We start from the raw sequence: 12,009 nt of genomic DNA on the forward strand, positions 1-12,009 counted from the left end.
TGCATGCTGACCAATGCCTCTCGTTTGGACGTGCTGAATCGTTTGGGTCGAGCTATGGCTGATCCGACTCGTTCACGACTTGTCATGATCTTGTTGGAGCGGCCTGCGTACCCGGCTGAACTTGCTCGCGAGCTGGGTCTGACGCGATCGAATGTGTCTAACCACTTGGCGTGTCTACGCGACTGCGGGATCGTCGCGCCCGAACCTGAAGGCCGGCAGACGCTTTATGCCATCGCTGACCCACACCTGACTCGGGCGCTCAATGCGCTGCTCGAGGTCGCTTTGGCGGTCGATGAACACGCTCCCTGCATCGATTCGGCCTGCACCGTGGCTGAGTGCAGCAGCGGAGTGCCGGCATGATCTTGACCTCTGCGTTGCAGGCGATCGGCCTGTTCATCGCCACCAACATCGACGACGTCATTGTGCTTTCGCTGTTTTTCGCGCGGGGGGCTGGAAAACGCGGGACGACGACGCGGATCTTGGCTGGCCAGTACGTCGGGTTTGCGGGCATCCTGGCCGCAGCCGTACTCGTGTCGCTGGGTGCTGGGGCCTTTCTGCCCGAGGACGCCATCCCCTACTTTGGTCTGATCCCGCTGCTGCTGGGCCTGTGGGCTGGATGGCAAGCCTGGCGTGCTGACGGCGATGATGATGAAGGCAAGGTCGGCGGCAAGGCGGTGGCCGTTTGGACGGTTGCTGCGGTTACCTTCGCGAACGGCGGCGACAACATCGGGGTCTACGTTCCGGTCTTCCTCAGCGTCGGTACCGCTGCCACCGTGGCCTATTGCGTAGTCTTCTTGCTGCTGGTCGGAGCACTGGTCATGCTGGCCAAGTTCGTCGCCACCCGTCCCGGCATCGACGAGATCCTCGAACGCTGGGAACACGTACTCTTCCCACTCGTCCTGATCGGGCTCGGCCTCGTCATCCTCTATACCGGGGGAGCTTTTGGTCTCTGATCGAGCGACGCGACGCGCCCGTCGGTGGTGAGCTGGACCGAGCGAGGACGCTCGAGCACACCTGAGCGTTATGAACACGTTGTCGCACGTCGTTCGATCAGCCTTGGCGGTCGGCGGCGTAGGTCGCCCATTGGCCTTTCGCGGTGGTGGTGTGGCGGTTGATGGACCCGATTGTGAGACCGAGAACGCCAGCGAGCATGGCTGGCGGGATCTCTCGGACGAGTTGCTCGGCCGCTGCAATGCGGTGGCGGCGGGGCTGGATGCCGATGGCACGCATTCGAACAGCAAGCGCGTTGACCGAGAGTGGCTTGTCAGCATGGCCTCCGGTGAACAGCCAGCGAGTGGGCAGCTGCTCGACGGTACTGGCGCGTCTTCGGTGGGGCAGTTGCTGAATGGTCGCGGCGAACGGTTCGGGCAGTTCGAGGGCGTCATCGCCGAGTTTGAGACGCGTGCCGGCTGGGGTAACAATCACGTCCTCGGTCGTCAGCGTGACGATGCGCGCGAGTGGTTGGGCGTAGAGCACGATCAGTGCGCCGGCGATGCGATCGACGGGGTCGAGTTCATCGTCGCGGACCAGACGTTGGGCGATCTGCCAGCGCTCGTCGGCTTCGGCCGGTGCTTCGGGAGTTCCCTTGTAGGCCGGAGGCAGGCTGATGCTTCGAGGCAGATGCCCGCGGCGGCGAGCCCAGGTCAGGAACGGTCCGACCGTCCAGCGAGCGGCGCCGGGGCCTGCGAACCACATGTCGATGTCGTGCTGAGTGCAGTCGGGCAAGACGCGGCCATCATCCTCAAGGCCAGCGAGGAAATTGGCGGTTTGTCCGATCTTGCGGCGCGAGTTGATCACCGCTGTAGCGAGTCGTCTGTCGTCATTCAGCGCTCGCAAGCGCGGCAATACGGCCCAAGTTGCCCACCTGCTGGCCAGTCTGCGGTGCTCAGGCGCGAGTGGGGCGAGCAGGTCGGGGATCGCGTTCTCCAAGTGCCGCAGCGCACGCCCCGGGTCGGGCCCGAGGATGTCCGCGGCGATCAACAAGGAGCGCAGGTGCTCGATGGCCTTGCGTTGGGGCAGGTCGTCGAGGCTCTCGTGAGTCAGCTGTATGCGTCCGGTGTCGAGGTCGCGCAGCAGTTCTTCGGACCGGTTCAGCCACCGCCTCGCCGTCAATGGTTCGGCACGCACGATGACGTCCCGCAACAGATGCAACGGCCCGAATCGATCGGCAGGCAAGATGTGGTCGAGGCGGCGTCGCAGCGCACAACGATCACAGACCCGGACACCATTGATGCTGACCAGCGCGGTCCCGGTGGCTTCACAATCCGGGCAGCGGTTACGGGCCTTGTCACGACACCAACGGCAACGACGGTGAGCATCGAGCAGCCGATCGGTTTTGCCGCATTCACGGCAGTGGCCGCGTTCACGGCCGACGCCTTTGCTGCAACGCGAGCAGAGTCCGCGCCCCGACATCGGCGGGCGCTCACACAGCTCGCACGAAGGGGGCGTCACTTCTTGGGAGTAATCTCGGCGCGCCGCGGGGTGCGCGCCTTTGACGTCGCTGAGACCTTCGCCGGCTTGGCCCCGTTCGTGCCGGTCGCACGGGTCGCGGCGGTCTCGGCGACGGGCTCGATCAGGTCGTTGGGAGTAACGGCGAGGATGTCACACAACGCCACCAACATCCGTAGGCTCAACCGCTCCGGGGTGCCGGTCACCATCCGGTATATCTGGGCCTCTGATAGCTCGATGCCACGTTCGGTCAGCAGCGGACGCAGCTCAGTGGTGGCGTACATTCCTCGCTCGGCCATCAGCCTTCGCAGATGCCACGCGTATCCCAGTCGTGGTCTTGACGTTCGGGGCATCGTGATCCTCCTGGCGATCTCAGTCGACGTCTGGCTGAAAAGCTCGGTCCAGGGCGCGGCGCAGCGCCTTGTTCTTGTAGTCCGTACCGACGCTGGTGTAGATCGCGGTCGTCGACCCCCACGAGTGACCGAGCTGTTGCTGAACGAACAGGTGGTCGAAGCCATCTTCCAACAAATGCGAGGCATAGGAATGCCGCAGACAATGCGGACCCAGACTCCGGTCCAGGCCGATCGCATCGCGATATTCAGCGAACCGGTGCGAAAGCGCGTCCACGCTGACCCGAGCGCGCCGCTCGGTCGGCCACATAGCGGTGCCCGTGGCCGCGTAGAGCGGCCGGAGCTCCTCGACCCATTCGGCCACGGACTCAGCGGCCCAACCCATCGTGGTCAGCACCGTCCGACGCCGAGGTGGTCCGCCCTTGAGCGCTTTGCCGTAGCGGACCGACAGTGCCCCATAGCGGCCGAACTCGCCGGCAGCGGCGTTGGCCGACCAGTCCACGACCTCCAACATCGACGCCTCCCGGCGGCGCAGCCCCCATGCGTAAATGACCTTGAATACCGTCGCGTCGCGGAACGCCGCCAACCAGCCTTTACGCCCCGAGGCGCCTACTTGACTGACGCGAGCGTCGCAATAGTCGAAGAACGCCTGCAACTCGTCTCGCGACAACGGACGATTGCCCGGTCGACCCTCATACTCACCTCGGTGAACAACGGTGTTCCACTCGTGGAAGACCTGCACCGGATATTCACCAAAGTACCGGTCGCAGACCTCGTGCCACCGGTACCGGGCATCAGCGAGATACCCACAGAACAGCGAGGTCGCCATTTGATAGTTCCGGATCGTCGAATGCGCGATCCCCGTGCCCACCAAGCTCGCGGTCCACTCCTCGACATCAGCCGGTCCCCATCGCCACGGATAGTCGTTCGTGAACTCCACGAACCGTCGCACGATCTGCGACCGACGCTCGATCGTTCGGCCTGCGAGCATTCTGGAGCGCTGCTGCGTCTCCCAACCCGACAGCATCGCTTCCATCACCGTCTCCTCCGGAGCCAGCAACACCACGCCAGCGCCCAGCAGCCGCTCTGCCGAACCCCCAACCGCGGGCCCCGACGGCCACTTCTGCCCGACTTCCCCGAACCGACTCGACGACACCAGAAGACGATATCATTCATCAGATGCAAGACGCGTGCGGCGGTGCCGGTCTGTCTGTGCGTCAGAGCGCCAGGGAACTGCGCTCAAGCGCCGATCGCAGTGGTTCCGCGATGCCAAGGGGCGGGCTGGTTACGAGCCCCTGAATCGTGCATCGGATGCCATTCAGCATCCTTGTTCAACAACACGATGCTGATCTACCTGCAGCACTACGCAGCCTTCCAGTCCGGACGCGTCCCATCGTCGACCCCGACGTACGTCGCCGGGTTCAAGCAGTGGCAGACCTTGGGCCGACAGGTGATGAAGGGACAGTCCGGCTACGGGATCCTCGCTCCCGTCACCGCTCGGTTCGCCTCCCGCACCCCCAACAGTGCCGAGTCATGGCGGCGCCTGGGCCGCGGCGAACGACCCCAACCCGGCGAGACAACCCGCACCAAGCTGGTCGGGCTGCGGCCGGCGTACGTGTGGGACGTGACCCAGACCGACGGTGACCCGGTCCCCGAACCACCGGCACCCACCTTGCTGTCCGGGCAAGCACCATTGGGGCTCTGGGAGGGACTCGCCGCCCAAGTCGAAGCCCACGGGTTCACCCTCAAGCAGGTTCCCGACGCCGACGCGATCGGTGGCGCGAACGGCATCACCGACTTCTCCACCCACGAGGTCTGCGTCCGCAGCGACATGGACGAAGCAGCCCAGGTCAAGACACTCGCCCACGAACTCGGCCACGTCATGCTCCACTCCCCCGAAGCTCGCAGCGGCGACGAAACCGCCACTCGAGACGCGGTGCTGCACCGCGGCATCGCCGAAGTCGAAGCCGAGTCCGTAGCCCTGATGATCGGTGCTGCCCACGGCCTCGACACCAGCGCCTACACAATCCCGTATGTGTCGAGCTGGGCCAGCAGCGTTCCCGGCAGCGAACCGGTCGAGGTCATCCAGTCCACCGCCGAACGGGTCCGCACCACCGCCGTCCGCGTCCTCGACCAACTCGACACCGCACAGGTCGGCAATGGCGATCCCCCGGGGCTCGACCGCACCGCTACCGCTAGCCGAGCTGCGCCCGAGCGCCACCAGCAGCAGGTTGCCGAACCGCAGGTGGTCGGACTATGAGTCTCCTGAACCCGGCCACCGCCTACCGCCGCTCCACGTCGCGGCCACGGATCCCCGTCGTCCTGCCGCTGGTCCGTGTCACTGTTGACGACACCGGATCCTTGAGCGTCACCATCGATGACGAACCGCTCTCCGATGAAACCTCGGCGTTCACGCGCGGCGAACTCCGGCCACTCCTGGACCGCATCGCCAACGAACGCGGATCAGCGCTACGCGTCGAAATCCACGAACCCGACGGCAAGGTCTTCACCGACTTCCACACCCCGTCGCCGACCGCTGCGCCGAAGCCCACGTCGGAGCCGGTCAGCCACAAACGCAGTGCCCGCGACGAAAGGCCGATAGTGAGCGTGCGGGCAGGCGCTCTGACCGGAGGAGGCTTCCAACCCGGCGAGGAAGTCGTGGTCGCGATCGTGGTTCACCGTGCCACCAGCAACTCCGACGGCACGCTCGACCTGCACCTTCCAGTGGCGCTACTCGACCGGACCGCCGGAGACGTCGTGCTCGTCGGCGAACAGTCCGGGGCCACCAGACCGAACCAGGACGATGCCCAGACATCGGGACGTGAGGCCTCGTGAACACCGCTGGACGTCCGGTCGACGACACCCTCGTCAACCTCGCACTCATCGCCATCGGAGTCGCCAGCGCGGTTGCAGCGCTCCTGCGCGGCGCCGCAGCACTCACCGCTTGGGCGAGCCGAACTGAACAGCCCACCGCCGGCTGGGCTGCAGGTTTCCGAGTGCTCGGCGACCCCGCCGACCCAGGCAGCGTTCTCGGAGCCAACATCTCACCCTGGGTCTACTGGCCCGTCCTCTCCGTACTCGTCGCCGCTCTGCTCACGACCGGGTTCGTGGTCTGGCGAAAGGTCGACTCGCTACACCACAAGACCCAGCACGACCCGCGTCGACTGGTAGGTGTCGCGACCCGCACAGACGTCGCCACCGTGGCATCCAAGAAGGCGCTACTCGCACGGAGCAAGACCCTGCGACCCAGCCTCACCAACGCCCGAGCCAGCGACGTCGGCTACCTGCTCGGACGATCCCGCGGCATGGAGGTCTGGGCCTCGGTCGAGGACTCGATCCTGCTCCTCGGACCACCGCGCTCAGGCAAGGGCCTGCACGTCGTCATCAACGCCATCCTCGACGCCCCTGGCGCAGTCGTGACCACCGCAACCCGACCCGACAACATCGCCGCAACCATCACCGCCCGCCAGAAGGTCGGGCCCGTCGCAGTGTTCGACCCGCAACGGCTCGCCGCAGGACTTCCCTCCGGGCTGCGCTGGTCCCCCGTACGGGGATGCGAAGACCCACTAACCGCGATGATCCGCGCCACCGGCCTCGCCTCCGCCACCGGGCTGTCGGCCGGTGGCGTCGAATCCGGCGGCTTCTGGGAAGGCAAGACCCGCACTGCCCTGCAATCTCTGCTCCATGCTGCGGCGCTCGACCACCGCACCCCGGCCGAACTATTCGCCTGGACCCTGTCCCCATCATCGGCCAGCGACGCCGTCGCGATCCTCGCCTCCCACCCAAGCGCGGCGGCCGGCTGGGGCGAATCACTCGAATCGATGATCCACTCAGACGCCCGAACGCGGGACTCCATCTGGATGGGTGTCTCCCTCGCCCTGTCCTGCCTCGCCGATCCCCGCGTCCTCGACGCGGTCACCCCACGCCTCGGCGAGCATTTCGACCCCGTCGAGTTCCTCACCGGCAACGGCACCCTCTACCTACTCGCAACCGGAGCTGGCGCTGGCGCCTCCTGGTCCCTGGTTGTGGCATTCATCGAAGACCTCGTCGAAACCGCCCGCCGTCTCGCAGCCGCATCTGCCGGAGCCCGCCTCGACCCGCCCCTGCTGCTGGCGCTCGATGAGATCGGCAACCTGTCCCCGCTTCCGTCTCTGCCTGTTCTCATGGCCGAAGGTGGTGGCACCGGCATCACCACCATGCCCGTCCTCCAGTCCCTCTCCCAAGCACGCGACAAGTGGGGCGACCACGCAGCCGGAGCCATCTGGGACGCCTCCATCGCCAAGATCATTCTCGGCGGCACCTCCTCCGCCCGCGACCTTCAAGACCTCTCCGCCCTCATCGGCGAACGCGACGAGAAGACCGACACCATCTCCGTCGGCGACTATGGCTCCCGCTCCCTGCAACGCTCCACCCGCCGCGTAGCGGTTCTGCCACCCGAAGCGATCAGGACACTCCCGTTTGGTACTGCGCTGGTCCTCCTGAGAAGCTCGTCACCACTGGTGACCGATCTCCGGCCCTGGACCGATCGCAGTGATGCTTCACAGATGCGAGCGGATCGTGCGGCGACTGAGAGCGCGCTTGGTCAATGAATCGAGCGGGACGACAAGAACAATCCGACGGAGATCCCTCCAAAAGGCGCGAACCTCAATGGCGTTAGAACAGGACCAGTCGAGGCCGGAACTGGCAACCCCAGCGTGCTGGTGATTCCCTGCCGCGGAACGTTCACACAAAGAAGGTTGGCATCGAATCCTCGATGGTCGTAGTCAGGGCATCGACGACTGTCGTGGGCCAGCCGAAGTAGGACGTCGTGTAGGTCAGGGCGTTGTAAAACGCAGCGAGTGCTGCCCTCGCTTCGTTTTCGGCGGAGCCCAGATCGACCCGAAGATGGGCCACAGGGTGACCAGTCGCTGGGTCTGAAGTCCACTCCCGTCGCTGCCGTGCGGGGTAGAGAGTCGGATGAGTCATGTTGGACAGATACCCGTAGATGCCAGTCGCCGTTCGGCCGTCGATCGTTCCGCCGTAGATCTTGGTCAGTTCATACATCCACTCCACGGCAGCCTCCAGGTTGGGTAGGGACTGCCCGATCAACGTCCGAGGTGAGCCACCCAGGCTCGCAGGCGTCGTGCCGGGAAAGCGTTCGAGAATCTCCGCCTTGAGGGCTTTGTAGTACCTGTTGGCTGAGACGTAACTCGGGTGTGCCTTGTCGCGCATCCGGCCGGCATTCTTCTTCGCTTCTTCCGCGCTCACTAGTTCTTCCAGATAGGCGCGGGCAAGGCGGTTCTCGGGCGAGTCGTCAGTGTCTTCGCCCAGGACCCACACCGCATGTGCGCAGTTCTCAATCGTTGAGCGGATGAGCGCTGGTGCTGAGAAGATGACCTCCCCACTCCCGTAGAGGCTCGCGAGTCCCCCGAGATGACCGCTTGCAGTAAGAAGGTAGGTCTGAACGACCTCAGCGACAAGCCGGTGCCCAGTCTCTCCTCGTGGCGTGGAGACTGCGAGGTCAGGTGATGGGAGCTCGGCCGCCGACTGTGCTGCTGGGGACTCCGGGGCAGGGTTCCAGTGAAAGCGGTCTGCCGAATCAAAGAAGGCATTGCGGCTGGCGACGAACAGGTCCGCGATCTCGCCCAGCCGATCGGCGAGGCCTTCGGGAGTGTGTTGCCAGTACGCCATGCAGGTCAGGTTAAGGGGCAGGGCTGGACGAAACAGGCGAGAGCTCCTCATGGTGAGGTCACCGGCTATGACGGTGGCCCGGACATCGCCTCCTACTGGTATGTGGGGGCCTTGTCGACTAGGAACCACTTTTCCTGCTTCGCCACCGCGAGCAGGGCATTCGATCGCGGCGCGCTCGCAGGAGCGGACGGACCGCGAGCAGGCCGACCTCCCGGCGCCGGCCAGCGTGCCGATCGGCGCGGTGATTGCGGGTCATCGGGATCCGGGGCTCCAACCGTGCCATCACGGGCATCGAGCAGCGCGCGCGCATCCTCGGACCTGGGCGTCGTCCGAACCCTCCGCGGCGCGAGGAACCCCCACGTGCCGAGTCGGAGCGCAGCCGACTGAACGACGGATCGGCGGACGGGAGGTAACGCATCCAGCATGGCTTCCCATTCGGTGAAGATGTTGCTGAGTACCTCGCCCGATGCCATCGCCCACAGGGCGAGCGTCCACTCCGCCTTCGAGAGGTCATCGGTGGTCTGGTTGAGTTGCTGTCGCCACCACTCAGTTGACTTCGCGTTGGCGCGACCTTGCGCAAGCATCGTTGCGGGGTGGCTGTTCGTGCCGAAGGCAGTCGGGCCGGATGTAGTGGTGTGGCCGGATCGGTGTGGTGCCGCGCCGCCGATGATCGCGATCTCCGAGGCTAGCCAGCAGCGTCCGGCCTCGTTGAACAGGAGCGTCGCGGCATTGGCCCAGGGGTAGGTGGTGCCCCGTTCGCCCGCCTTGAAGCGGCGTGCTGCAGCTGCTTTCGCGAACGGCGATCCGCTTCTGCGGAGTGCGGCGATGGCATCCGTCCGTCGACGGTTAGCTGTCTCCTCCTGGCCTGCAAAGCCGACGTGAGAGGTTGTCCTAAAGGCAGAGGGGGAGAAAGCCGCGGCGATCTGTGCTGGCTGCGACCGGATCGAGGTGACGCACGGGCACTCGCCGTCGAGAACTGCTTGCAGAAGAGCCTTCTCTAGAGCGCTGCCTTCCGGTGGGGCGACGCCGGTGTTGAGTAGCAGTTCAGCGCCGCCGTGGGTGAGATCGATGCTCGGGAAATCAAGAGTCAGGCCGGCCGCCACCTCGCATGCCGCACCGAGTTCGAGCCAGGAGCGTTCCGTCGCCGTCCCGACAGCCGTGGTGAGCTGCCCGGCCCACCACTTCCCGAAGGGAGTGCGCAGGGACATCAACTCGCGCAGCACACGCACCCGCTGGCGGTTCTCGGGGTCACCCGGCCTCGCCGCGATCGCCGCGGTCAGCCTCGCCCAGGTCGGGTTGCGATCGAACGACGAAGGTAGGTCTGGCAGTGGACGAATCTCCTTGCGCTCCAGAGCGCTGAGAAGGTGGTCGATGCCCGGATCGCTCAGCAGCAGGTCGATGATCGCGGTGGCTTCGCTCGGGCGACTTGTGAAGACTCCGTCAGTGAGCAGCGTCCAGATGGCGACATGGACATGCTTGCTGGGGTTCTCAGCGAGTTCCTCACGGATACCCGCGGTCAGGGCGTAAATCTCCTTACCGTGGGCGTTGCCGCTGTAAAACCGGGCGGTGTTCAGCCAGTACGGGCGACGCAACAGTTCGCGAAACACGATCGCACTATCGAAGTCGCGGTCGCCCTCTCCAGCGAACTTGTATAGGAACCGAGCGGCGAAGTACTCCCGAAGCGAGACCACTTCGAACTCGTAGACCCCTTCTTCCTTACTTGTGAGCGCCCAAAGGCGGTCGGTGGTTGCCTCAAAGAGCTCGTCGACAACAGACTCTGGCTTCTCGTAGGTTCGCTGGAAGTGGCGCATCGCCGCGTCCAGTTCCTGGCTCGTCATCCGACCGCCGAGCCCCCGCTCTTCGCTGCGAGACTGTAGGTACCAGCCGAGGAAGGGGATGATTTCCATCAAGTCGGTGCGATGCTTCTTCACCGACTGGGGATGCTTGTTGGCCTCACGAGCCAGCAACAGACTCATGTACGAGTCATAGAGTTCAGTGCGCTGCGTCGGCGTCGCCATACCCTGCTGGTGCAGCAGTTCGAGCAGGATCGTCAACTGCATCGGATTGCTGGACAACTCCCCGATGTACGGCTCGGCGCTCTTCTGCTTGAACGTCTTCCGGAGGGTTCGGCCATCTGCGGCCCGGATGCCATGCACCAGACACCACTTGTTGAGGTACTCGTTCCGCTGGCCGGTATCGAGAGGGGCCAGCATCAGCACCTCGAACCGGTCGGGCGACGGTTCCGGGAGCTCACCGGCGCTTGGCCGGGTGGTCACCACGATCTTTGGCGGCACGTGATACGACCGAGCTCGGCTCGTAAAGCTGTCGATGGCCCGAACCACCTTGGCCCGGATCGTCGGGCTGCCGACCTCATCGAGACCGTCGAGCACGATGAGGGAGGGCACGCGCTGAAGCAACGTCTGGACGTCCTCCGCAGTAACAGGCAAGCCACCGCTCGCGTGGCTCAACAGGTCCGCCAAGAAGCACTCGATCGTGCTTTGGGCGGCTGATCGGCTCTTGGTCCGTCTCGGGGTGGTCTCTGACGTCTCGAAGACATCGACACCTCTCGTCCAGACCGCGTAGTCGCTGAGATCGAAACGGATGGGGAATCGAGGTGTCTTGACGCGCGGGAGCGCCTCCTTCCGGTCAGTGCCCTGGACGAACGCAGCCCGATGGGCCTGGCACACGTACTGGCTCAACGTCGACTTTCCTTGCCCCGGTGCTCCCCGGATCAAGGTGAACGGTGTCTTGTCGCGCAGAAGGTAGGCGGCCGCGCCGCCGACGAACGGCTCAACCTGGTGATCGTTCTTGCTGGCAAGCGGGCCGCGGATACGCTCAGCGGTCACGTCAACGAACAGATCCGCGACGCGCTCCCTCTCAATGTCGACTTGGCTAAATTTGACGGTGTCGTCTTCATCCCACTGAGTAGCAGCGACCTTATGTAACAGCTCGCGGAGCCCACTGTCCCGATCGGCCTTGAACCGGCGGTCGATGAGGTAGCTGATCAGATCCCAACCGGCCAGCATGTCAGCGTGCGACCACTTGACCGCGTCGTCGGCATTGTCGACGAGCGAGTCAACTGTCTCCCTCCACATGCACTGCATCTCAACGCCATAGGTTTTGCTCAGGGCCTGAAGCTCCCGATCGAGCGCATCGAACGAGCCTCGTTTGCCGCCCGTGCTTGCAACATTGGTGACCAGGACGTACTGCTTCGCCCCTTCGGCGACGAGCGCCTTGATGTTCTTGTCTTCTGTCTTGATGGCGTTCGTTAACCATGAGACGGACTTTTTCTCGCTGCCGCTGACCGACCACTTGACTTGGTAGATCAAGCTTTCGTCATCCGACCTACGTATGCCGTCGCGTCCTCGGTCCGACTGGCGAACAGGTAGTGGTCGGTAGTCAGGAAATTGCGCGATAAGAAGTGCGTTGACCAAGAGCTGGAAGCCCTGGTCGCCCAGGCGCTCGAGCGTGTCAACTTTTCTGTGTAAGGCGGCCGATCTCTTTACTCTGAGTTGGGCTTACAGGTGGGGGTTGATGCGGT

The 12,009-nt window shown here is 64.6% G+C and carries 10 protein-coding genes; 5 read left to right on the forward strand and 5 right to left on the reverse strand.

Annotated elements, in window-relative coordinates; all coding sequences use genetic code 11:
• Positions 1 to 3: 3 nt before the first annotated feature.
• Together ABKW28_RS16420 and ABKW28_RS16425 are read left to right on the forward strand one after the other, a co-directional pair.
• Entirely contained in the window at positions 4 to 360 is a 357-nt protein-coding gene (locus ABKW28_RS16420) for a metalloregulator ArsR/SmtB family transcription factor (RefSeq protein WP_300399915.1), read from the forward strand.
• Entirely contained in the window at positions 357 to 953 is a 597-nt protein-coding gene (locus ABKW28_RS16425; protein ID WP_023646699.1) for a cadmium resistance transporter, read from the forward strand. Before ABKW28_RS16420 ends, ABKW28_RS16425 begins: the two co-directional genes overlap by 4 nt.
• 97 nt (positions 954 to 1,050) lie before the next feature.
• Here ABKW28_RS16425 and ABKW28_RS16430 read toward each other — a convergent pair whose 3' ends face one another.
• Genes ABKW28_RS16430 through ABKW28_RS16440 form a run of 3 tightly spaced genes read right to left on the reverse strand, consistent with a single transcriptional unit; the run spans position 1,051 to position 3,834 of the window.
• Positions 1,051 to 2,412 (reverse strand): hypothetical protein, encoded by a 1,362-nt coding sequence (locus tag ABKW28_RS16430; protein WP_348611499.1) that lies wholly within the window; start codon positions 2,410 to 2,412, stop codon positions 1,051 to 1,053.
• A gap of 35 nt (positions 2,413 to 2,447) precedes the next feature.
• Positions 2,448 to 2,801 (reverse strand): helix-turn-helix transcriptional regulator, encoded by a 354-nt coding sequence (locus tag ABKW28_RS16435; protein ID WP_023646701.1) that lies wholly within the window; start codon positions 2,799 to 2,801, stop codon positions 2,448 to 2,450.
• 19 nt (positions 2,802 to 2,820) lie between these two features.
• Positions 2,821 to 3,834, reverse strand: a complete 1,014-nt coding sequence (locus ABKW28_RS16440; protein ID WP_081692714.1) for a tyrosine-type recombinase/integrase — start codon at positions 3,832 to 3,834, stop codon at positions 2,821 to 2,823.
• 306 nt (positions 3,835 to 4,140) lie between these two features.
• Here ABKW28_RS16440 and ABKW28_RS16445 point away from each other — a divergent pair, with 306 nt between their 5' ends.
• From ABKW28_RS16445 to ABKW28_RS16455, 3 genes are read left to right on the forward strand one after another with little or no spacing between them, the layout of a single operon-like run.
• Positions 4,141 to 5,058: an ImmA/IrrE family metallo-endopeptidase gene (locus ABKW28_RS16445; protein ID WP_348611505.1), complete on the forward strand. Its 918-nt coding sequence runs from the start codon at positions 4,141 to 4,143 to the stop codon at positions 5,056 to 5,058.
• Complete coding sequence (locus tag ABKW28_RS16450; RefSeq protein WP_300399912.1) at positions 5,055 to 5,633, forward strand: hypothetical protein; 579 nt, start codon at positions 5,055 to 5,057, stop codon at positions 5,631 to 5,633. Before ABKW28_RS16445 ends, ABKW28_RS16450 begins: the two co-directional genes overlap by 4 nt.
• The gene (locus ABKW28_RS16455; RefSeq protein WP_300399911.1) at positions 5,630 to 7,387 is read left to right on the forward strand and encodes a TraM recognition domain-containing protein; all 1,758 of its coding nucleotides are present in this window, start codon (positions 5,630 to 5,632) and stop codon (positions 7,385 to 7,387) included. The genes ABKW28_RS16450 and ABKW28_RS16455 overlap by 4 nt, the downstream gene beginning before the upstream one ends.
• 133 nt (positions 7,388 to 7,520) lie before the next feature.
• Here the strand turns inward: ABKW28_RS16455 and ABKW28_RS16460 are convergent, their stop codons facing one another.
• Both ABKW28_RS16460 and ABKW28_RS16465 read right to left on the reverse strand, forming a co-directional pair.
• On the reverse strand, positions 7,521 to 8,468 hold the full coding sequence (locus tag ABKW28_RS16460; RefSeq protein ID WP_300399910.1) for a hypothetical protein: 948 nt from the start codon (positions 8,466 to 8,468) through the stop codon (positions 7,521 to 7,523).
• A gap of 92 nt (positions 8,469 to 8,560) precedes the next feature.
• Positions 8,561 to 11,797 carry a hypothetical protein gene (locus ABKW28_RS16465; RefSeq protein WP_348611508.1) on the reverse strand — a complete coding sequence of 1,079 codons (3,237 nt, stop codon included), beginning with the start codon at positions 11,795 to 11,797 and terminating at the stop codon, positions 8,561 to 8,563.
• Positions 11,798 to 12,009: the final 212 nt, after the last annotated feature.

It is taken from the genome of Nocardioides sp. 31GB23, from assembly GCF_040012395.1.
Lineage (GTDB): Bacteria > Actinomycetota > Actinomycetes > Propionibacteriales > Nocardioidaceae > Nocardioides > Nocardioides salarius.

Excerpts from the sequence above, each read along its gene's own strand:
- ABKW28_RS16420 (WP_300399915.1), top strand. The coding sequence starts at position 4 with ATGCTGACCAATGCCTCTCGTTTGGACGTGCTGAATCGTTTGGGTCGA.
- ABKW28_RS16425 (WP_023646699.1), top strand. The coding sequence starts at position 357 with ATGATCTTGACCTCTGCGTTGCAGGCGATCGGCCTGTTCATCGCCACC.
- ABKW28_RS16430 (WP_348611499.1), bottom strand. The coding sequence starts at position 2,412 with ATGTCGGGGCGCGGACTCTGCTCGCGTTGCAGCAAAGGCGTCGGCCGT.
- ABKW28_RS16435 (WP_023646701.1), bottom strand. The coding sequence starts at position 2,801 with ATGCCCCGAACGTCAAGACCACGACTGGGATACGCGTGGCATCTGCGA.
- ABKW28_RS16440 (WP_081692714.1), bottom strand. The coding sequence starts at position 3,834 with ATGGAAGCGATGCTGTCGGGTTGGGAGACGCAGCAGCGCTCCAGAATG.
- ABKW28_RS16445 (WP_348611505.1), top strand. The coding sequence starts at position 4,141 with ATGCTGATCTACCTGCAGCACTACGCAGCCTTCCAGTCCGGACGCGTC.
- ABKW28_RS16450 (WP_300399912.1), top strand. The coding sequence starts at position 5,055 with ATGAGTCTCCTGAACCCGGCCACCGCCTACCGCCGCTCCACGTCGCGG.
- ABKW28_RS16460 (WP_300399910.1), bottom strand. The coding sequence starts at position 8,468 with ATGGCGTACTGGCAACACACTCCCGAAGGCCTCGCCGATCGGCTGGGC.